General features: G+C 70.5%; 17 protein-coding genes. 8 read left to right on the top strand and 9 right to left on the bottom strand.

The genetic code is table 11. The features are described from left to right. Positions 1 to 223 precede the first annotated feature (223 nt). From J0695_RS32745 to J0695_RS32735, 3 genes are read right to left on the bottom strand one after another with little or no spacing between them, the layout of a single operon-like run. Complete coding sequence (locus J0695_RS32745; protein ID WP_206968315.1) at positions 224 to 3,718, bottom strand: 5-oxoprolinase/urea amidolyase family protein; 3,495 nt, start codon at positions 3,716 to 3,718, stop codon at positions 224 to 226. Further along, the gene (locus J0695_RS32740) at positions 3,715 to 4,326 is read right to left on the bottom strand and encodes an urea amidolyase associated protein UAAP2 (RefSeq protein ID WP_206968313.1); all 612 of its coding nucleotides are present in this window, start codon (positions 4,324 to 4,326) and stop codon (positions 3,715 to 3,717) included. The genes J0695_RS32745 and J0695_RS32740 overlap by 4 nt, the downstream gene beginning before the upstream one ends. After that, positions 4,323 to 5,141: an urea amidolyase associated protein UAAP1 gene (locus J0695_RS32735; protein ID WP_206968310.1), complete on the bottom strand. Its 819-nt coding sequence runs from the start codon at positions 5,139 to 5,141 to the stop codon at positions 4,323 to 4,325. Before J0695_RS32735 ends, J0695_RS32740 begins: the two co-directional genes overlap by 4 nt. Before the next feature lie 149 nt (positions 5,142 to 5,290). On the opposite strand from J0695_RS32735, the gene J0695_RS32730 reads away from it, so the two are divergent. Continuing rightward, positions 5,291 to 5,929 (top strand): TetR/AcrR family transcriptional regulator, encoded by a 639-nt coding sequence (locus tag J0695_RS32730; RefSeq protein ID WP_206968308.1) that lies wholly within the window; start codon positions 5,291 to 5,293, stop codon positions 5,927 to 5,929. Here the strand turns inward: J0695_RS32730 and J0695_RS32725 are convergent. From J0695_RS32725 to J0695_RS32715, 3 genes are read right to left on the bottom strand one after another with little or no spacing between them, the layout of a single operon-like run. Continuing rightward, positions 5,915 to 6,841, bottom strand: coding sequence for an RluA family pseudouridine synthase (locus J0695_RS32725; RefSeq protein ID WP_206968307.1), 927 nt, complete (start codon positions 6,839 to 6,841; stop codon positions 5,915 to 5,917). The genes J0695_RS32730 and J0695_RS32725 overlap by 15 nt on opposite strands. A 4-nt stretch (positions 6,842 to 6,845) precedes the next feature. Continuing rightward, a complete protein-coding gene (locus tag J0695_RS32720) occupies positions 6,846 to 7,784 on the bottom strand; it encodes an ADP-ribosylglycohydrolase family protein (RefSeq protein ID WP_206968305.1) in 939 nt (312 codons plus the stop codon). Positions 7,785 to 7,806: 22 nt separating this feature from the next. Further along, positions 7,807 to 9,333: an amino acid permease gene (locus J0695_RS32715; protein ID WP_206968303.1), complete on the bottom strand. Its 1,527-nt coding sequence runs from the start codon at positions 9,331 to 9,333 to the stop codon at positions 7,807 to 7,809. A gap of 229 nt (positions 9,334 to 9,562) precedes the next feature. On the opposite strand from J0695_RS32715, the gene J0695_RS32710 reads away from it, so the two are divergent. The 3 genes from J0695_RS32710 (at position 9,563) to J0695_RS32700 (ending at position 12,190) form a co-directional block, all read left to right on the top strand. Further along, entirely contained in the window at positions 9,563 to 10,210 is a 648-nt protein-coding gene (locus tag J0695_RS32710) for a PadR family transcriptional regulator (RefSeq protein WP_206968301.1), read from the top strand. Positions 10,211 to 10,394: 184 nt separating this feature from the next. Then, positions 10,395 to 11,414 (top strand): ABC transporter ATP-binding protein, encoded by a 1,020-nt coding sequence (locus J0695_RS32705; protein ID WP_206968300.1) that lies wholly within the window; start codon positions 10,395 to 10,397, stop codon positions 11,412 to 11,414. Beyond that, positions 11,411 to 12,190 carry an ABC transporter permease gene (locus J0695_RS32700; protein WP_206968299.1) on the top strand — a complete coding sequence of 260 codons (780 nt, stop codon included), beginning with the start codon at positions 11,411 to 11,413 and terminating at the stop codon, positions 12,188 to 12,190. Before J0695_RS32705 ends, J0695_RS32700 begins: the two co-directional genes overlap by 4 nt. Positions 12,191 to 12,220: 30 nt before the next feature. Here J0695_RS32700 and J0695_RS32695 read toward each other — a convergent pair whose 3' ends face one another. Together J0695_RS32695 and J0695_RS32690 are read right to left on the bottom strand one after the other, a co-directional pair. Then, positions 12,221 to 13,066 (bottom strand): siderophore-interacting protein, encoded by an 846-nt coding sequence (locus J0695_RS32695; RefSeq protein ID WP_206968297.1) that lies wholly within the window; start codon positions 13,064 to 13,066, stop codon positions 12,221 to 12,223. Between the two features lie 49 nt (positions 13,067 to 13,115). Next, complete coding sequence (locus tag J0695_RS32690) at positions 13,116 to 14,021, bottom strand: 5'-3' exonuclease (protein ID WP_206968317.1); 906 nt, start codon at positions 14,019 to 14,021, stop codon at positions 13,116 to 13,118. Between the two features lie 214 nt (positions 14,022 to 14,235). Here J0695_RS32690 and J0695_RS32685 point away from each other — a divergent pair, with 214 nt between their 5' ends. From J0695_RS32685 to J0695_RS32670, 4 genes are all read left to right on the top strand, one after another. Continuing rightward, positions 14,236 to 15,330, top strand: coding sequence for a quaternary amine ABC transporter ATP-binding protein (locus J0695_RS32685; protein WP_206968295.1), 1,095 nt, complete (start codon positions 14,236 to 14,238; stop codon positions 15,328 to 15,330). Further along, positions 15,323 to 17,935 carry an ABC transporter permease/substrate binding protein gene (locus J0695_RS32680; RefSeq protein WP_206968293.1) on the top strand — a complete coding sequence of 871 codons (2,613 nt, stop codon included), beginning with the start codon at positions 15,323 to 15,325 and terminating at the stop codon, positions 17,933 to 17,935. The genes J0695_RS32685 and J0695_RS32680 overlap by 8 nt, the downstream gene beginning before the upstream one ends. A gap of 130 nt (positions 17,936 to 18,065) precedes the next feature. After that, complete coding sequence (locus J0695_RS32675; RefSeq protein ID WP_206968291.1) at positions 18,066 to 19,055, top strand: hypothetical protein; 990 nt, start codon at positions 18,066 to 18,068, stop codon at positions 19,053 to 19,055. A gap of 48 nt (positions 19,056 to 19,103) precedes the next feature. Continuing rightward, on the top strand, positions 19,104 to 19,709 hold the full coding sequence (locus J0695_RS32670) for a helix-turn-helix domain-containing protein (RefSeq protein ID WP_206968289.1): 606 nt from the start codon (positions 19,104 to 19,106) through the stop codon (positions 19,707 to 19,709). On the opposite strand, the gene J0695_RS32665 is transcribed toward J0695_RS32670, so the two are convergent. Then, positions 19,706 to 20,636 (bottom strand): TDT family transporter (locus J0695_RS32665; RefSeq protein WP_206968287.1); only part of this gene is annotated, 931 nt, incomplete at its 5' end. The two genes, J0695_RS32670 and J0695_RS32665, sit on opposite strands and share 4 nt — an antisense overlap.

Raw genomic sequence — 20,636 nt, 5'->3', positions numbered from 1 at the left:
AGATCTGGATCACGCTCCGCCTCCAGGTCGGCCTGGGGGCGGAGCGTGATCCAGATCTCCGGGCGGTCGGTGGTTTCGATGCGGGCGTATGCGGCGCGGATGCGGTGCGATGCCGAGGCGGGGTGCACGGGTGGCCTCCTTCGGGGGTGGACGGGTGCGGAAGCGCGGGCCGGTGGGTGGTTGTGCCCACCCGTTCCGCCCTGCGGAACGATTGCCCACTACGTCAAGGCGTCAGGATCAGGAGGGGGGTGCCTGCTTCCACCTGGGCTCCTGTGGTGGTCAGGATGCGCGTGACCGTGCAGGCCGTCGGGGCGTGCACCGGGGACTCCATCTTCATCGCCTCCAGGGCGATCAGCTGCTGGCCCGCCTCCACCCGGTCGCCCTCGGCCACCGACAACTGCCATACCGACGCCGCGAATTCGGCCTCGATCAGCCGGCTTCCCTCGGGGATCTCGACCGCCTGGGGCGGCGCGGGTTCACTCACCGCCTCCGCACGCGTGAACTCGCCCGAGGCCTCCCATGCGTCCCGTTCGGCCCCGAAAGCCGTCGCCTGCTGGGCCCGGAAGGCGGCGATCGACTCCGCGTTCTCCGCCAGGAAGCCCTGGTGGTCGGCCAGCGCGAACGTGCCCTCCTCGATGCGGGGCGTCCAGCGGCCCGCCGCCATGTCGGCGCGCAGCTCCAGGAGTTCGTCCGCCCCGACCGGGTACCACTTGATCCGGTCGAAGAACCGCAGCAGCCAGGGGCGCTCCTGCCAGCTCGACCAGACCTGTGTCGTACGGCCCACGAACTGGTAGCCGCCGGGGCCCTCCATGCCGTAGACGCACAGGTACGCGCCGCCGATGCCCACCGAGTTCTCGGCGGTCCAGGTCCGCGCCGGGTTGTACTTCGTCGTCACCAGGCGGTGGCGCGGGTCCAGCGGGGTCGCCACCGGGGCGCCCAGGTAGACGTCGCCCAGGCCGAGCACCAGGTACTCCGCGTCGAAGACCGTGCGGTACACCTCGTCGGGCGAGGCGAGCCCGTTGATCCGGCGGATGAACTCGATGTTCCACGGGCACCACGGCGCGTCGTCCCGTACCCCCGCCATATAGCGGGTGATGGCCTCACGGGTCGCGGGATCGTCCCAGGAGAGCGGCAGATGGACGGTACGCGAATCCACCACCAGGGCGTCCGTGGACGGTAGTTGAGACTGGATCGCCCGGACGGTCCGCAGGAGCTCGTCCACCGGGAGTGCCGCCGGGTCCGTGTGGATCTGGAGCGAGCGGATGCCGGGCGTCAGGTCGAGGACGCCGGGCAGCTCCGCGTCCGAGACGGCCTGTGCGAGCGCATGGACGCGCATTCGCAGCGCCAGGTCGAGCTGCATCGGTCCGTACTCGACAAGCAGGTTGTCGTCTCCGCTGCGGCGGTACGTGACGTCCGCGTCCCGTGCGAGGACCCCGCCGTCGACGATCACCGGGCGCGACGTGCCGGCGACCGTGACGGGGGTGAAGCGGACCGTGTCGCCGGGGCGCAGCTGGCCCAGCTTCCAGCGCTCCGAGGTGATGATCGTGGCCGGGCAGACGAAGCCGCCCAGTGAGGGGCCGTCGGGGCCGAGGAGGACCGGCATGTCGCCGGTGTAGTCGACCGCGCCGACCGAATAGGGGGTGTCGTGGATGTTGGAGGGGTGCAGTCCGGCCTCGCCGCCGTCGGTGCGCGCCCAGCGCGGCTTGGGGCCGACCAGGCGGACCCCGGTGCGCGCCGAGTTGAAGTGGACCTTCCAGTCGGCCGCGTAGAAGTCGTGGATGTCCTGCTCGGTGAAGAACTCCGGTGCGGCGTGCGGGCCTTCGGCGGCGCCGATGTCCCACGTGGTGGCGATCGAGGGGCGGTCGGCGTGGGTGACGGGCGTGGTGCCGGTCCGTTGCGTACCGCCGTGCAGGACGTCGCCCGTGCGCAGGGCCCGCCCGCCGTGGCCGCCGAACTTGCCCAGCGTGAAGGTGGACGCGCTGCCCAGATAGCCGGGGACGTCGAGGCCGCCCGCGAGGAGGAGGTACGTCCGCAGGCCCTGCCCTGACGGGGCGCCGATCGTGAGCCTGGCGCCCGCCGGGACCGTGAACGGCTCCCACTGGGGCGCCGGTTCGCCGTCCACCGTGACCGGGGCCGGGGCGCCCGTGACGCAGACCGTGGTGGCGTGGGTGAAGCGCAGGGTGGGGCCCTGGAGGGTGCATTCGAGGCCGGGGGCGCCGGGGTCGTTGCCGAGCGCGGTGTTGCCGAGGCGGAAGGAGAGGTCGTCCATCGGGCCCGACGGGGGTACGCCGACCTGCCAGTGGCCGGTGCGGCCCGGCCAGTCCTGGACGGTGGTGAGGGTGCCGCCGGCGGTGACCTCGATCCGCGGGGTCGGGTCGGTGACGGTCGCGAGGGTCGCCGTGGAGTGCGTGGCGGCGCGTACCTCGGGGGAGGCGAGGGCGGCGCGCACCAGCCCGAGGTTCGTCTCGATGCCGTCGACGCGGGTCGCGGCGAGCGCCGTGTCCAGCCTGCTCAGGGCCTCGGTGCGGTCGCTGCCGTACGCGATGACCTTGGCCAGCATCGGGTCGTAGGAGGTGGTGACCTCGGTGCCGGTCTCCACCCAGCCGTCCACGCGGACGCCCTCGGGGAAGGCGACGCGGGTGAGGAGTCCGGCGCTGGGGCGGTGGTCGCGGGTGGGGTCCTCGGCGTAGACGCGGGCCTCGACGGCGTGGCCGCGCGGTGCGTCGGGCTCCCGTACGACCGCCGTGTCGCCCTGCGCCAGGCGCAGCATCCACTCGACGAGGTCGACGCCGTAGATCTCCTCGGTGACCGGGTGCTCCACCTGGAGGCGGGTGTTGACCTCCAGGAAGTAGGCCTCCTCGCGCCCCGCGTCGTACACGAACTCGACGGTCCCTGCGGACCGGTAGTCGACGGAAGCGCACAACTCACGGGCGGAGGACGCAAGTTGGTTACGTACATGATCGGGAAGCCCGGGCGCCGGGGCCTCCTCCAGGACCTTCTGGTTGCGGCGCTGGAGCGAGCAGTCGCGGTCGCCGAAGGTGACGACCCGGCCCGTGCCGTCGCCGAAGACCTGCACCTCGACATGGCGGGCGTGTTCGACGAGCCGCTCCAGGAACACCCCGGCCGAGGAGAAGGAGGCGGCGGCGACCCGCTGCACCCGCTCCCAGGCGTCGGCCAGGTCTTCGGCGTCGTACACCGCCTGCATGCCGATGCCGCCTCCGCCGCCCGTGGCCTTCAGCATCACGGGGTAGCCGATGCGTCCGGCGGCCGCGGTGGCCGATGCGAGGTCGGGCAGCAGCCCTGTGCCGGGCGCGAGCGGGACGCCGGCGGCCTCGGCTGCGGCTCGTGCGGTGTGCTTGGCGCCGAAGAGTTCCAGTTGCCGGGGGGTCGGGCCGACGAAGACGATGCCCGCGTCCTCGCAGCGGCGAGCAAAGACGGCGTCTTCGGAGAGGAAGCCGTAGCCGGGGTGGATGGCGCCCGCGCCGGTGTCCTTGGCCGCCTTGAGGACGAGGTCGGCGTCGAGGTACGACTCCTTGGCGGGGGCGGGTCCCAGGCGTACCGCTTCGTCGGCCAGGCGGACATGGGGGGCCGAGCGGTCCGGGTCGGAGAAGACGGCGACCGTCCGCAGGCCCAGTGCCTTGGCGGTGCGGATGATGCGGACGGCGATCTCGCCGCGGTTGGCGACCAGGAGGGTGTCGAAGGTCGTGTCGGGGGTCATGAGCGGGTGGCCTCGCTGATCGTCATCTCTACGGCGGTCGGCTCGAAGCCGTTGCAGGGGTTGTTGATCTGCGGGCAGTTGGAGACCAGGACCAGGACGTCGGTCTCGGCGCGCAGGGTGACGCGCAGGCCCGGGGCGGAGATGCCGTCGACGATGCCGAGGGTGCCGTCCTTCTCGACGGGCACGTTCATGTACCAGTTGATGTTGGAGACGAGGTCGCGCTTGGTGAGTCCGTGACGTGCGCCCTCGGCGAGGAAGTTGTCGACGCAGGCGTGCTGTGCGTAGGTGTGGTGGCCGTAGCGCAGGGTGTTGGACTCCTTGGAGCAGGCGCCGCCGACCGTGTCGTGGCGGCCGCAGGTGTCCTCGGTGACCGTCATCAGCGGGGTGTGCTCGTTCGAGAGCAGGACGCTGCCGGTGGTGAGGAAGATGTTGCCCTGGGCGTGGACGGTGTCGGGCGCGCTGTAGCGGACGGCCGTGTCGTGGGCGTCGTAGACGAGGAAGTCGACGGCCTGGTTGCCGTGCAGATCGGTGAGGGTGAGCAGTTCGCCGCGGCGGACGACGGCCGACCAGGCGGCGCGGGCGGGTACGAGGGCGGTGGTCGCTGTCACTGGATCCCCCGGGCGGCGAGGTGGTCGGCGGTGTTCAGGAAGGCGCGGCGGCCCTCGGGCGTGGCGTCCAGGAGCGGATCGCCGGGCGCGGTGGGGTGCGCGCGCCAGGCCAGCACCTCCAGCGGGGTGCAGGTGTAGGCGGGGCGCGGGTCGAGCGGGTGCGGGACGTTGGCGATCAGGACGGTGAGGTCCTGCTCGGCGCGGAGGGTGACGGCGGCGCCGGGGCCTGCCGAGCCGGTGAAGTCCAGGGCGCCGTCCTCGCGTACCTCCACTCCCTGGAAGAAGGAGAGCGACGGGGGCAGGTCGCGCGGTGCGAGGCCGTTCTTGAGGGCGGCCGGCTTCAGCAGCTCGCGGCCGGCCGGGGACGCGGACTGCGGGGTTCCGTCGCCGTACCGCTCCGTGTTCCGTACGAGGGTGGAGGTGCCGCAGAGCGCGTCGTGACGCCCGGAGGTGTCGGCGGTGAGGGAGGCGAGGACGCGGCCCTGGCCGGAGAGGAGCAGGCGGCCGGCCCCGAGGTAGGCGTTCCACTGCACCTTCACCGTGTCGGCCGTGTTCAGCCGCTCCCAGGGGCGGCCGTCGACGTACAGCAGGAGGTGGGCGCAGGCGTCCCCTGCGAGGTCGGTGAGGCGCAGCTCGGTGCCGCGGGCCAGGACCTTGTGGGTGTAGTTGCCGCCGGCCACGGTCTCCGCCCAGACGACGGGGCCCGGCGCCTCCCCGGGCCAGTCGCTCGCCGGCACCACGGGCATGGCGTCGGCGCGGCTGCCGTGCTGGGCGCGGGCGTGGTCCCGTGCCCCGTGTGTCGTGGCTGTCGCCATGGCTCGGACTCCTCCGGGTCGGCGGTCATTTCTGTCGTGCGACAGAAATTAGGGCGGCCCGGAGTCCGGCCCATTGCCCGACTGTTGCGGCGGAGTTACCTGATCCTCACCAAGATCCGCGAGTGGGAGGGTGTGCGACGATCGGTGGCATGAGCACCACGGGGCGACGCGTAGGGAGGCCGCGCGCGGCGCAGCGGCCGGAGAGCGGCCTCTCGGCCCGCGACGAACTCCTGGAAGCCGCGGCCGAGTTGTTCACCACACGCGGATACGCGGCGACGACCACCCGCGCCGTGGCCGAGCGTGCGGGGATGCGCCAGGCGACGATGTACCACTACTTCTCCGGCAAGGAGGAGCTCCTCGCCGAGCTCCTGGAGTCCACGGTCACGCCGTCGCTGGCCCTCGCCCGCCGCCTGCTGGCCGACGACGTCACGGCGCCCCCGGCCAGGCTCCACGAACTGTGCCGCTCGGACGTGGAACTGCTCTGCGGCGGTCCGCACAATCTGGGCGGGCTCTATCTGCTGCCCGAGGTGCAGTCGGAGGCCTTCGCAGGCTTCCACCAGGTGCGGGCCGACCTGAAGGACGCGTACGGGCAGCTGCTCGCGGCGACGGACGCGTGCGGTGTGCTCGACAAGACGGAGCTGGCGCTCCGCTGCGACCTGGTCTTCGGGCTGATCGAGGGCGTGATCCTCATCCGCCGCTCCGATCCCGACCGTACGGTGGCCGCCCTGGCCGGGGCGATGGCGGACGCGGCCCTGCGCATCGCGGGTGTCGGGTCAGCCGGCGACTGACCAGGCCTCCAGCGTGCGGCCGCTTTCGATGCGGTGCTCCACCCCGGTCACCGGATCGGTGAACTCCAGCCGCCGGGCCAGGAGTTGGAGTGGCCGGTTGAAATCGCCCGGCGCCTGCTCGGTGAGAACGGGGAAGTACGGGTCGCCGACGATCGGGACGCCCAGCGCGTTCATATGGACCCGCAACTGATGGGTGCGCCCGGTGACGGGGTTGAGCCGGTAGCGCCCGAGGTCGCCCCGCCGCTCGATCAGCTCGATACGGCTCTCGCTGTTCGGCTCGCCCTCGATCTCCCGGGCGGCGACGATCCCGCGTACCTTCTCGATACGGCTGCGGACGGTGCGCGGCAGGGTGAGCCCGGGTTCGTACGGGGCGATCGCCTCGTACTCCTTGCTCACCTTCCGGTCCCGGAACAGCGTCTGATAGGCGCCGCGTTCCTCGGTCCGTACGCAGAACATGACCAGCCCCGCGGTCATCCGGTCCAGCCGGTGCGCGGGGCTCAGCGCGGGCAGCTCCAGGTCGTGGCGGAGCCGGGAGAGCGCGGTCTCGGTGATGTGGCTGCCGCGGGGGGTGGTGGCGAGGAAGTGCGGTTTGTCGGCGACGACCAGATGCTCGTCGCGGTACAGCACCTCGATGGCGAAGGGGACCGGGATCTCCTCGGCGAGCTCCCGGTGGAACCAGAGGGTCGTCCCCGGGGCGAAGAGCGCGTCGGCGCGCACCGGCCCGTCGAGCCCCACGAAGGCCCCGTCCCCGAGCATCGCGTCGACGACGTCCGCCCCGACGGGCAGCCGCTCGACGAGATGGTCGCGGACGGTCGCCCACTCCCCGTCGAGAGGCATCTTCAGCCGCACGGGGTCGACCCCGCGGCGCTGCGGCAGCGGTGCGGGCGGAAGTGGTGATCGGCGGCGTGTCATCACCTCAAGAGTACGAGTGCATCCCATCGAGCCTGTGCGCCAGTGCTACGAGGCCGGGCGCGTCCAGCACCCGCCCGCCGGACCCGGGCAGCGGCACATGCAGCGGCGCGGTCCACCGTGCGGGCACGGCCCCGATGCCGTACACCGCACCCGCGAGCCCACCGGTCACGGCGGCGACGGTGTCGGTGTCCCCGCCGAGGTCGATCGCCGCACCCAGTGCCGCCTCGAAGCCGGCGGTGCTGCGCAGCGCCCACACGGCGGACCCGAGACAGGGCCAGACCGCACCGTTGAACTCCGTCGCCAGGTCCGGATGCCAGCCGGGGTCCAGCACCGCCGCCCACCGCTCCCGGTGATCGGGATGCACCGCAGCGAGGGCGCCGGGCAGCGCGGCGAGCGGATCGCCGCCGTCCAGGGCGTGGCGTACGAGCTCGTGGAAGACCGCGGTGCCCTCCCAGGCCGCACGGTCGCCGTGGGTGAGGGCGGCGATACGGCGGGCCGCGTCCATGGTGGCTTCGCGGCCCGCCCGGGCGAAGTGGACGGCGGAGGTGGTGGCCCGCATCAGCGAACCGTTGCCCGCCGCACGCCCGTTGACCTGGAAGTGCAGTGCGGCCGCCAGGTCCCAGGCCTCGCCGCTGGTCAGTACGTCCTCGGTCTGCAGCCCGATGTCCTTGGGCTCGGACGCGGCCCAGCGCCGGAACCGCCGGAAGATGTCCGGCAGTTCGAGTCCGCCGCACTCAAGCAGCGACTCCCCGACCAGCACCGCCATCTGCGTGTCGTCGGTGGCCTCGCCCGGGTCCCAGCCGCCGCCCCCGCACATTTCCCCGACCCCGTCGGGGAATCGCCCGGCGAAAACGCCCGGCAGCCCGAACTCGAAGGGTGCGCCCAGCGCATCGCCCACCGCCGAGCCGACGACGGCTCCTGACACCCGCTCGCTGCGCTCCATGCGGCCAGCGTAAGGAGCGGTGTTACGCGACCCCTGCCCGCCCCCGCCGCACCCGGTACACCGCACCCAGCGCGACCGTGGCGCCGACGAACAGCACCGCGAACCAGCGGAAGTACCAGTGGCCGCCCGCCGGGTCGTAGACCGCTGCCCGCGGCCAGGCCAGGTTGACCGTCATGAACAGGCCGTACGCCAGCGCCAGCGCGTTCACCGGTACGCCCCACCTGCCCAGGGAGAACAGTGGCTCCCCCCGCTCGTCCACCCCCTCCGTGCGCGAGGTGTACTCACCGCGCAGCCGGCGGATCAGCAGCGGGCCCGTCACCATCGAGTACGCCAGGTACAGCATCACGATGCAGGTGGTCCCGATCGCCAGGAACGCGTCCGGCGAGGCGAAGTTGAGGAACAGCAGGAGCGCTGAGAGCACCCCGACGACCAGTGCGGGCGCGGTCGGCATACCGGTGCGGCGGTTGACTTTGGAGAGCAGGCCGGAGCAGGGCAAACGGCCGTCGCGGGCCATGGAGAAGAGCATCCGGCAGGCCGCCGTCTGGATGGCGAGCGTCGCGACGGCGATGGCGACCGCGACATCCGCCAGGAGCGCCCGGCCGATCCCGTCGCCCAGGCTGCTGGTGAGTACGTAACTCAGGCCGTCCACCGCGAGATGTCCGTCGGTGAGGCTCGGCGCCGCCAGCAGCCCGCCGAGGACCAGCAGTCCGCCGAGGACCCCGGCCGCGCCGAGTGCGGTGAGGACGGTGCGAGGGGCGGTACGGCGCGGATCGCGGGTCTCCTCGCTCATCTCGCCCGCGCTGTCGAAGCCGATCATCACGTAGGCGGCGGTGAGAGAGCCCACCAACAGGGCCCCGACCAGGCCTGCTTCCGTACCGCCGGTGTGGAAGGTGATGCCGGGGGTGCGCTCGGAGTGGGTGAAGAGCAGTACGACGATCAGCGCGCCGCCGATGATCTCGGCGGTGACACCCACCCGGTTGATGAGGGACATGATCCGGTTGTCGACCACGTTGATGAGCGTGGTGAGGACCAGCAGGACCGCACCGAGCACCGCCGCGTTCGCCGCACCCGAGGACGAGAGGGGGGCGGGGTCGGTGCCGATGAGCTGGAAGCCGGACCAGATCGGCGGCAGCACCATCTGCAGGGCCAGGGCGGCCGCGGCGACCACCACGATCTGGCCGATGACCATGATCCAGCCGGCGAACCAGCCGAAGGTGAGGTTGCTGAGCCGGGTCGACCACTGGTAGATCGCGCCGGAGATCGGATAGCGCGCGGCGAGTTCGGCGAAGCAGGCGGCGACCAGGAGCTGGCCGGTGAGGACGGCAGGCCAGGTCCAGAAGAAGACCGGGCCCCCGAAGGCGTATCCGATGGCGAAGAACTGGAAGACGGTCGTCAGGACGGAGATGAAGGAGAACCCGGCGGCGAAGGAGGCGTACCTGCCGAGACTGCGGTGGAGCTCCTGCTGGTACCCGAACTCCCGCAGGGAATTGTCGGGCGGGGAGTCGACCGGTGGATCGGGGCGTACATCGGCGGGGGCGGTGGCGGACATGGCGGCACCTGCTCTCAGGGGCGGCGGAGCGGCCGGGGCCGCATTCCTGATTCCTGTCGGATGACAGAAATTAGGGACGGGCTGTTTCTGCCGGATGACACGACCGTGTCGGGGCGGCACCTAAGTGCTCACGGTGACCGGGCGCCGAAAACGCGATACATCGCGGGTTGACGACATGAGGGTCTCGCGATATGTTCGGCTACGAGTATTCGGAGACGAGGTGAGGGTGATGGCAGGCAACCGGCGCAAACTCAGCAACCCGCTGGCACTGGCGGTGCTGGTGCTGCTCTCCGAGCGCCCGATGCACCCGTACGAGATCGCGCAGACGCTCCGCCAGCGCGGCAAGGAACACAGCGTCAAGATCAACTTCGGCTCGCTCTACACCGTCGTCCAGAACCTCGAGAAGCACGGCTATGTCGAGGTCGCCGAGGTGCAGCGGCAGGGCAACCGCCCCGAGCGCACCCTCTACGGACTCACCGACGACGGTCGCGTGGAGATGGTCGACTGGATGTCCGACCTCCTCGCCGTCCCTGCCGTCGAATTCCCGCTCTTCGGGACCGCGGTCTCGCTGATGCCGGTGCTGCCGCCGGACGACGTGGCGGTGCATCTGGAGGACCGGCTGGCGAAGCTGGAGGTGCAGGCCGCAGGGATACGGGGCGTGCTGCACGCCCTGCACGAAAAACTTCCCCAGCTCTTCCTGGTCGAGACCGAGTATCAACTCCACATGATCGAGGCCGAGATGGAGTGGGTCCGCGGTTTCCGCAAGGACCTCGTCGACGGCACGGTGGGCGGACAGGCGGAGTGGGAGTCTTGGCACCGTACCGGCGAGACCCCGAAGAAGTGGAAGGACCTGGAGGAGCAGAACCCCAGAGACTGAGAGAGAAAAAGACCCCGGCGGGCTCCGTTGGAGCGGCTCCCGCCAGGGCTTCGAACCCCGGACCGAACTGCCGTGAAGGCAGGCCAGGCGATCGAGGTGCGGCACACCCAGGATAGCCCGGCGCTCTTCACGCGGATCGGCTCGGCATGCCCGAGAACCCCGCTGACCACAGGAGAGCCCTGTCATGAGCACCCCTGCGCCCGCAGTCGCGGCGCGAGCACTGATCAAGACCTATCCCGGCGACGTCACCGCACTGAACGGCATGGACGTCACCGTCGAGGCCGGCACCGTCTTCGGACTGCTCGGCCCCAACGGCGCCGGCAAGTCCACCACCGTCAAGATCCTCACCACCCTGGCACGCCCCGACAGCGGCGAGGCGACCGTCGCGGGGCACGACGTCCTGCGCCACCCCGACCGCGTCCGCCGCGCCATCGGTGTCGTCGCCCAGAAGTCCGGCGCCGACCCGGTCGCCACCGGGCGCGAGAACCTCAGGCTCCAGGGGCGGCTGTACGGACTGAAGGGCGCGGCGCTCACCCGGCGCGTCGACGAACTCCTGGAACGCTTCGACCTCGCCGAGGCCGGAGCGCGGATCGTCAGGGGTTACTCGGGCGGGATGCTGCGCCGCCTCGACGTCGCCCTCGGCCTGGTCCACCGGCCCGAGGTGCTCTTCCTCGACGAGCCGACGACCGGGCTCGACCCCGAGGCCCGTACGGCCATGTGGGACGAGATCTCCCGGCTCGCCGGTGACGAGGGGCTGACCATCCTGCTCACCACGCACTACCTGGAGGAGGCCGACCGGCTCGCCGAGCGCATCGCGATCGTCGACCGCGGCAGGGTCGTCGTCGAGGGCACCCCCGACGAGCTCAAGGGTGAACTGCGAGGCGACGCCGTGCATGTGGAGCTGCGCAAGGAAGGGGACCGGGTGGTGCTCACCGCCGTGCTCTCCGGGCTGCCGGGCGTCCATGAGGTGCTCGTCGAGGGGCGCAGGGTCAGCGTCCGCGCCGACGACGGAGCGGCCGCCGTTCCCGCGCTGCTGGCCGCGCTGGAGCGCGCGGGCGCCGCTGTCGCCGCCGCGACCGTCGCCAGGCCGTCGCTCGACGATGTCTATCTGCGCTATGCGGGACGCCGCTTCTCGGAGGCCGAATCCCAGTCCCGGTCCCAGTCCCAGTCGCCCGAACTTCTTCCCGCCGGAGATGCCCGATGAGTACCGACACGCTCACCCAGACCTGGTACATGACGCAGCGCCAGCTGATGGCGATCGTCCGGCAGCCCGTCTTCCTGGTGATCTCCCTGATCCAGCCGGTGATCTGGCTGTTCCTCTTCGGGAACCTCTTCAAGAAGGTCGTCGAGCTGGGCGGCTTCGGCACGACGTCCTACCTGGACTACCTGATCCCCGGCATCGTCGTGATGAGCGCGCTCGGCTCCAGCATGTGGGCCGGGATGGGCACCCTGGAGGAGATCGAGCGCGGCACGCTCAACCGCTTCCTCACCACGCCGGTCAGCCGCAGCGCCCTGATGAACGCCAACGTCGTACAGAACGGCATCTCCACCGCCGTCCAGTCGGTCGTCATCGTGCTGCTCGGACTGCTCGGCGGCGCCGACTACCCGGGAGGCTTCGGCGGACTGCTCATCCTGGTCGTCGCATCGATCCTGCTCGGCACGGTCTTCGGCGCGCTCTCCAACGCGCTGGGCATGCTGGTGCGCCAGCGGGAGTCCATCATCGGCATCAACACGTTCCTGCTGCTGCCGCTGACGTTCCTCTCCTCGGCCTTCATGGCCCCGTCCCAGATGCCGTCCTGGATGCAGCACATCGCGGACTTCAACCCGGTCAACTGGGCGATGATCGCGGGCCGTTCGGCCATGTCCGCCGACCCCGACTGGAGTGTGGTGCTCGGCCGGGGCGGCGCGCTGCTCGCCCTGGCCGTCGCCGCGGTGTGGCTGTCGACGCGCACCTTCCGCTCGTACCAGAAGTCCGTCTAGTACGAGCGCGGGGCCGCGGGCCGAGCGGGATCAGGCGGAGGCCTGCTCCTGCTCGGCCTCGACCTGTGCGTTCCAGTCGCGCTTGATGGCGCGCCAGCCCTCGTCGGTCTGGCCCAGGCGCCAGTAGCCCGAGATGGAGAGGTTCTCGCGCGAGACCTCGCGGTCCAGGCGCAGATGGCGGCGGAGCTCCTTCACGACGCCCGCCTCGCCGTGGACGAAGGCGCAGACCTCGCCCGCGGGGAACTCCAGCGCGCGTACGGCAGCGAGCAGGGACGCGCCCACCGGGGCGTCGCCGCGGTGCAGCCAGGTGATCTCCACGCCGTCGGGGGATGCGACCTTCTGCTCCTCGGTCGCGTCCGTCACCTCGACGAGGGCGTGCACGACGGTGCCCGGCGCCATCCGCTCCAGAGAGGCGGCGATCGCGGGCAGCGCGCTCTCGTCGCCGACCAGGAGGTGCCAGTCGGCGGCCGGGTCGGGGGTGTAACCCCCGCCGGGACCGAGGAAGTTGACCTTCGCGCCCGGCTGGACCCGCGCGGCCCACGGCCCCGCCAGGCCCTCGTCGCCGTGCACGACGAAGTCCACGGTGAGCTCGCGCTGCACCGCGTCCCAGCTCCGCACCGTGTACGTACGGGTGACGGGCCACTGCTCGCGCGGGAACTCCTCGCGGATGCGGTCCATCGCGAAGGGCTCGGGATAGCTGACGCCCTCAGGGGCGAAGAGCACCTTGATGTAGTGGTCGGTGAACTCGGTGGCGTCGAAGTCGGCCAGCCCCTCACCGCCGAGCACGAGGCGCACCATGTGCGGGGTGATCCGCTCGGTGCTGAGGACCTGCGCCTCGCGGGCCTGCGGCGACTTGCGGACGGGCTGTTCTGCCACGGACGTCTCCCCTGACGACATACTGCTTAGGTATGCCTAAGTTATCACTTCACTCCGAGAGCGTGGTGAGGAGTCGCTGGAGTGATCCGCCCAGGCCCCACTGGGCCGCCAGCTCGTCGAGAGTGGCTGGATCGAGCGGTTCCTTCGGCAGCGTGGGGTCGAATTCCGGCAGGGGTACGTCGGAGGCGACCCGCACCACCGTGGGGGCGACCGCGATATAGGGCCGTGACTCGTCCAGCTTCTTGCGCTGGGACGGCGTCAGCTTGGCCGCCGGGTCGTCGACCGCGGCCATGATCCCGGCCAGGTCGCCGTACGCGTCGAGCAGCTTGGCGGCGGTCTTCTCGCCGATGCCGGGGACGCCGGGCAGGCCGTCGCTCGGGTCCCCGCGCAGCAGAGCCAGGTCCACATAGCCGGTGCCGTCCACTCCGTACTTCTCGCGGAGCACCGCCTCGTCGGTGAGCTGGAGGTTCCCGACGCCCTTGAGCGGATAGAGGACACGCGCCCCGCGGGCGTCGTCCACCAGCTGGTAGAGGTCGCGGTCGCCGGTGACGATGTCGACGGGTCCGGTGGCCAGGCCGGCGAGGGTGCCGATCACATCGTCCGCCTCGTACCCCTCGACGCCCACACGGGCGATGCCGATCGCGTCGAGCACGGCCTCGATCATGGGGACCTGCGGGGCCAGGGTGTCCGGGGTCTCCTCCGCGTCCGGGCCCTCATCCCTCTCCTCCGCGACCCGGTGCGCTTTGTACGAGGGGATCAGGTCCACCCGCCACTGCGGGCGCCAGTCGGCGTCCATGCAGGCCACCAGGTCGTCCGGACGGTGGTCCTGGACCAGGCGGGCGATGAAGTCGAGCAGTCCGCGCACGGCGTTGACCGGCGTGCCGTCGGGGGCGCGCACCGAATCGGGGACCCCGAAATAGGCGCGGTAGTAGAGGGAAGCGGTGTCGAGGAGCATCAGGCGTCGCGTCACCACTCGATGATGCCGTACGGCACTGACAGTCACGGCAGGTGAGCTGGGTCACTCGTGTGTTTGCAACACATAAACGAGGGCAGGCACGGCCTCGGAGCGAAACCTGTCCGAATTTCAAGCATCGGACAGGTGAGAGCGGGCCGAACCCGTGTCGCTCCACGACCTGTCGGCACGGGGGTGGCAGGTCGTTCCCCGTTCAATGCGTGAGGTGTATGTGTCCAGGCTGCAGGCTGAACATTTGTACAAAGTCTTCGGCAGGCGACCCGGCGAGGCCGTGACCCGGCTCAAGGACGGGACGACCCGGGACGAACTGCGGGCCGACGGGACGACCGCCGCCGTGGTCGACGCCTCCTTCGACGTCGACCCGGGCCAGATATTTGTTGTCATGGGTCTCTCCGGATCAGGCAAGTCCACGTTGCTTCGCATGCTGAACGGACTGCTGGAGCCGACCGCGGGCCGCGTTCTCTTCGACGGCCAGGATTTGACCGCGCTCAGCGCGCGCGAACTGCGTGCCGTCCGCTCCAAGAAGATCAGCATGGTCTTCCAGCACTTCGCCCTCTTCCCGCACCGCAGCGTTCTGGAGAACGCCGCCTACGGCCTCGAGGTCCAGGGCGTGCCGCGCGAGGAGCGCGAGAAGCGCGCCACCGAAGCCCTGGAGATGACCGGTCTCGCCGGCTGGGAGAAGTCCTGGCCCGACGAGCTCTCCGGCGGCATGCAGCAGCGCGTGGGCCTGGCCCGTGCGCTGGCGACCGACGCCGATCTTCTCCTGATGGACGAGTCGTTCAGCGCGCTCGACCCGCTGATCCGCCGTGACATGCAGGACCAGCTCCTGGAGCTGCAGAAGCGGCTCAAGAAGACGATCGTCTTCATCACCCACGACTTGAACGAGGCCATGCGCCTCGGCGACCGGATCGCTGTCATGCGCGATGGGGAGATCGTCCAGAACGGCACCGCCGAGGACATCCTCATCAACCCGGCCGACGACTACGTCGCCTCCTTCACCAAGGACGTCGACCGCACCCGGGTGCTCACCGCCGCCTCGATGATGACCGACCCGCACCGCCCCGACGCGGGCAGCGGCTGCAGCTGCGAGACCGTCACTCCCGACACGAGCTTCAACGACCTGTGCGGAGTAGCCGCGCGTGTACCGCACCCGGTGGCCGTGAAGGACACCAAGGGCAAGCTGGTCGGTGTCGTGCACCAGTCGCGGCTCGTCGGCTTCCTCGGTGAGTACGCCGAGGGCCCCATAGCCTGTGACGCCGCCCCCACGAAGAAGGCGGTTGCCAGTGCCTAGGATTCCCTTCGGTGACTGGGTCAACAGCACCGTCGACTGGCTTCTGGACCATATGTCCTGGCTGTTCGACATCCTCAAGACGATCTTCCAGGGTGCGTACGACGGCGTCTACGACGTCCTGTCCGCCCCTGAGTCCCTGCTCATGGCGGGCATCTTCGCGCTCATCGCCTGGTGGCTGCGCAGTCTGCTCGGCGGCGTCCTCGCGTTCGCCGGATTCTCCTTCATCATCTCCCTCGAGCTGTGGGACCACGCGATGATGACGCTGTCCCTGGTGCTCGTCGCCACGGTCATCGCCCTCGTGATCTCCGTGCCCGTCGGCATCTGGGCGGCCCGCTCCAACACGGTCAGCTCGATCGTCCGCCCGGTCCTGGACCTGATGCAGACGCTGCCGGCGATGGTCTACCTCATCCCGGCCCTGCTGTTCTTCCGGATGGGCGCACCCGCGGGCATCGTCGCCACTCTCGTCTTCGCGCTCGCCCCCGGTGTGCGCATGACGGAGCTGGGCATCCGGCAGGTCGACAAGGAACTGGTCGAGGCCGCCGAGGCGTTCGGCACCTCGCCGCGCAACACCCTCCTCCGCGTCCAGCTCCCCCTCGCGCTCCCGACGATCATGGCGGGTGTCAACCAGGTCATCATGCTGGGCCTGTCCATGGCCGCCCTCACGGGCATGGTCGGCGCCGAAGGACTCGGCGCGGACGTCAACCAGGCGATCGGCCAGCTCGACGTCGGGCTCGGCGCCGAGGGCGGCATCGCCATCGTGATCCTGGCCGTCTTCCTGGACCGCATCACCAGTGGCCTGGGTCAGCAGGTCTCCCCGCTCGGCCGTCGCGCGCTCGCCAAGCTGCGGGCCGCGCGGGGCGTGAAACTCTGGAACTACCAGCTGCAGCCCGTCGCCGCGCTCGCCGGTGTGCTCGCTCTCGCGCTCGTCGCGGGCGGCATGGGCGTCTTCGGCGGTACGTCGTCGCCGGCCACCGCCTCGGACGCGAAGAACGTCGGCCAGGGCAAGAAGATCAACATCGGCTACATCCCGTGGGACGAGGGCGTCGCCTCCACCTTCCTGTGGAAGGAGGTCCTGGAGCAGCGCGGTTACGACGTGACCACCAGCCAGCTCGACGCCGGCCCGCTCTACACCTCTCTCGCGCAGGGCGATGTCGACTTCGAGACGGACTCCTGGCTGCCGACGACGCACGCCGAGTACTGGAAGAAGTACGGCAAGGACCTGGAGGACCTCGGTTCCTGGTTCGGCCCGACCTCGCTCGAGCTCAGTGTGCCCTCGTACATGAAGGGCATCGACTCGCTCGATGACCTCAAGGGCAAGAGCGGCACCTTCGACGGCAAGATCACCGGCATCGAACCGAGCGCCGGAATGATGTCGATACTCAAGGACAAGGTCCTCAAGGAGTACGGCCTCGACAAGGAGTACAAGGTCGTCGACGGCTCCACGCCCGCGATGCTGGCCGAGCTGAAGGCGGCGTACGCGAAGAAGGAACCGATCGTCACCACGCTCTGGTCCCCGCACTGGGCGTACAGCGACTTCGACCTGAAGAAGCTCAAGGACCCGAAGGGCGCCTGGGGCAAGGGCGACGGCGTGCACACGCTGTCCCGCAAGGGCTTCTCCAAGGAGAACCCGACCGTCGGCAAGTGGCTGAAGAACTTCAAGATGACGGAGAAGCAGCTCACCGGTCTTGAGGCGGAGATCAACAAGGCCGGCAAGGGCAAGCAGCAGGAGGCCGTGCAGTCCTGGTTGAAGAAGAACCCGGACGTCGTCGACAAGATCGCCCCGCTGCCGAAGAAGTCCTCGGGGTCCGGCGAGTCGAAGCGGCCGCTGAACGCCGCCTACTTCGCGTGGGACGAGAACATCGCGGTCGTGAATCTGTGGAAGCGCGTGCTCGCCGACCGCGGCTACAAGATGAACCTGACGCCGTCCGACGTCGGCCCGGTCTACACCGGGCTCGCGCAGGGCGACCTCGACATCAACTTCGACGCGTGGCTGCCGACGACGCAGAAGACGTACTGGGAGAAGAACAAGGCGAACCTCAAGGACCTCGGGTCCTGGTACAGCCCCACCTCTCTCGAGGTCGCCGTCCCGTCCTACGTCAAGGACGTGAAGACCCTCGCCGACCTCAAGGGCAAGGGCAGCACGTTCGGCGGCAAGATCATCGGCATTGAGCCCGGCACCGGCGTGATGGCCGCGCTCAAGGACAAGGTCCTGCCGGGCTACGGCCTCGACAAGGAGTACAAGATCGTCTCCGGGTCGACGCCGGCGATGCTGACCGAGCTGAAGGCCGCGTACGCCAAGAAGGAGCCGATCGCGGTGCTCCTGTGGTCGCCGCACTGGGCGTACAACGAATACAAGCTCACCAAGCTGGCGGATCCCAAGGTCGCCTTCGGCGCGGGGGACAAGATCCGCACGATCACGAGCAAGAACTTCCCCTCGCAGTACCCGCAGCTCACGCAGTGGATCAAGAACTTCAAGATGAGCGAGTCCGAACTCGCCAGCCTGGAGAACGAGATCAACAAGCAGGGCAAGGGGCATGAGGGCGACGCGGTCGGCACGTGGCTGAAGGGCCACCCGGGGTACGAGGACAAGATGGCTCCGCAGTGAGCCGGTAACTCCCTCTCTCCTTAATGGGGTGGGCGGCGGCGCACGGCCAGGACACAGTCCTGCGTCGTGTGGCGAAGCCCACCCCTTCGTGCTGTCCGCACGGCCCCCGCCCGCACTTAGCCTCGGGCAGATGCAGCAGCCGACCGCCACCTTGCGACGGCCCGTGGCCCTCGCCGCGGTCGCCCTCGCAGCAGTCCTCGCCCTCACGCAGATACGGTCCGCCGACGCGACGCCTGTCGCGGCGGCCGCCACTCATCTCGCCTCGGCGATCGAGGACGTCCGGTCGTCGGACGGCCACACGTACCACGCCACCGATTCCTCCGGTCGCACGATGGACGCGGCCCAGATCGTCCAGGCCGCCGACGGCAGCTACCTCGCCGTCTACCACTCGGTCCTCGCCGACGGCCGCTTCCACGCCGCCGTCGCCACCTCCACCGACCTGCTCCACTGGCAGCGCCGCCACGACTTCGGAGCCGGATCCTCCCAGCCTGACCTCGCCCGGGCGGACGGCGGCCGCTATGTGCTCGCCTGGGAGCAGGACCCGCGCAATCACATCGCCGTACGCGAATACCGCGATCTCCGCGCCCTGCTCGCCGGGGACGCCGACCGCCGTTACGACGCACCGCTCACCCTCTCCCGGTGCTCCGAGGGAACTCCCAGCATCACCTCCGTGCACGGCTCCACTGTCGAGCTCACCGGTCACTTCCGCCACGACTGCGACACCGACCACCAGATGCGCGCCACGCTCAAGAACTTCACCACCTGGCACGCCGAACCCGACGAGCGGATCGACCGCGCGCTGTACGAGTGGGGCGCCGGCGGGAACATCGGCGACCGCGACCCGGTCGTCTACCAGGGGCGCAAGCTGCTGCTGATCGAGGGGCAGGGCAGCCGGGACGACTTTTCCACCTGGCGCACCTACGTATACGACCCGAAGAGCGGCCGGGCCGTCCTCGCGGCTCTGCGCACCCACGGCGGCAGCACGGCCTTCGCCAACCCCTCGGCCACCCGCATCACCGCCCCCGACGGCAGGCCGGCCCTGCTGGTCAGCGTGTTCCTCCCGAAGGAGGGAGCGGCTGCGGGCGAGGCAGGTCAGCTGCTGTACTGGCACTCCCTCTGAGCGCGCCGCGCACTATGGTGGTGCGACGGGATGGGGAGGGGAGGCGCGATGACGGACCAGAAGGACGTGCTTCGGGTCGGCGCGGCTGTCAGAAGGCGGCGCCGCGGCCTCGGCCTGACCCTGACCACCGTCGCCGCGCGCAGCGGTCTCTCGGTGCCCTTCCTCAGCCAGATCGAGAACGAGCGCGCCCGCCCCAGCACGCGCTCCCTGCAGCGGGTCGCCGAGGCGCTGGAGACGACCGCGGTGCGGCTGCTGTCCGCCGCCGACGCGGCGCGCGTGGTCGACCTCGTACAAGCGGGGGAGGATCCGGACACCGATCCGGAAGCGGTGGCCGGGGTGCGGTCGCTGGTGCGCGGGCAGCACCAGATGCAGGCCCTGGAGTTCACCGGTGAGCATGACGCGGGCCGCGAATTCCTGCACCGCAACGACGAGTTGATGTACGTCGTGGACGGCGCGGCCGAGGTCGAGGCGGAGGGCCGGGTCTATCTGCTGGGGCGCGGCGACACCCTCTATCTCTCCGGTGGCGTACGCCACCGCTGGCGCGCGACCCTCGCCTCCACCCGCATCCTGCTGGTCGCCGTCGCCGACCACATCGACGCGACGGCCTCGGCCACCACGGCCCGTCAGTCGTCGGACGACGCGCCCTGCCGCTAGGGCCGGACAGGCGCCTGGGGCGCCTGGGGCGCTGCCAGCAGGCGGCCGTCCAGAAGGCCCCGTACGGTACGGATCCCGGCCACCGCCCACGCGGCCGCGAGCACGATCCACAGGGCCACCGCCAGCCACTGGTAGGCGGCAAGACCGGTGTGGCGCGCCAGCCCCGCCGCGCCCGTCACACAGGTGCCGATCGGGAAGGTGAAGGCCCACCAGGTCATCGCGAACGGCATCCCGCGACGGACGGCCCGCACCACGAGCGCCACCGCGAGCGCCAGCCAGAGCAGGGCGAAACCCATCACCGGGACCCCGTAGACGACGGCGAAGGCGCTGAAGGCACTCGCGTACGGAGCCCCGATCGCACCCTGTGCGACGTCCGCCAGCTGATTGACGGCGGTCGTCGACTGCCCGAGCGGGCCCAGTACGAGAAAGAGCGTCGGCGTCAGCACGAGGGGCAGCGGGCCCGAGGTCACCAGCCGGGCGAAGACCAGCGGCAGCATGACGAGGGTGGCGAGCAGGCTCACGCCGAACAGCGCGTAGCAGCCGAGGAGCATCGCCTCCTGCCACTGGCCGGCGGGCAGATGCGGGACCAGACCGGGGCCGACCGCCGCCGAGACCATGGGGGCGACCACCGGCAGCAGCCAGACCGGCGATGCGCTGCCCGGCTCGGCGCGGTGGCGCGCCACCATCAGATACGGGATCCCCGCAGCGGCCACCAGACCGGTGACCAGACCCGCGCTCCACAGCACCGCGTCCACGGCGACCGCCGTCGGTGTGCCGGTCCATGCACGGCCCACGGCCAGGGTCGCGCCGCCGACCGCCGTGAGCGCCATCGACAGACAGCCGTAGAAAGGGGCGACGGCAGGGTCGTCGAGATGGGCGAGGGCCTGGTCCCGGTGGAAGACCCAGTGGCCCGCGCGGGCCATGAGC

The organism is Streptomyces beijiangensis (assembly GCF_017315755.1).
Classification (GTDB): Bacteria; Actinomycetota; Actinomycetes; order Streptomycetales; family Streptomycetaceae; genus Streptomyces; species Streptomyces beijiangensis.
This window is presented reverse-complemented; position numbering and strand designations above follow the sequence as displayed.